Origin of the sequence: Streptomyces sp. NPDC007164 (genome assembly GCF_040634135.1) — a bacterium.
Lineage (GTDB): Bacteria > Actinomycetota > Actinomycetes > Streptomycetales > Streptomycetaceae > Streptomyces > Streptomyces sanglieri.
Window position 1 is genome coordinate 2,841 of sequence record NZ_JBEYFB010000108.1, and the last position, 290, is coordinate 3,130.

Genomic DNA, 290 nt, shown 5'->3' on the forward strand with positions numbered 1-290 from the left:
GATCCCAGATCCGCACGGACTGGTCGTCGCTGGCGCTGGCGATCCAGGCCCCGTCGGGAGAGATCGCCACCGACCGGACACTGCCGGTGCGGCCGGTGAGCTGGGCGGTCTGTGTGCCGGTGGCCCGGTCCCAGATCCGCACAGTCTCGCCAGCGCTGACGATCCAGGCTCCGTCGGGAGAGACCGCCACCGACCGGACGCGGCCGGTGTGGCCGGTGAGCTGGGCGGTCTGTGTGCCGGTGGCCCGGTCCCAGATCCGCACAGTCTCGCCAGCGCCGATGATCCAGGCT

1 pseudogene is annotated in these 290 nt (G+C 72.1%); it reads right to left on the reverse strand.

Annotated features, from left to right (window positions below):
- A pseudogene (locus ABZ622_RS41455) lies at window positions 1-290 on the reverse strand (WD40 repeat domain-containing protein); the annotation flags it as partial.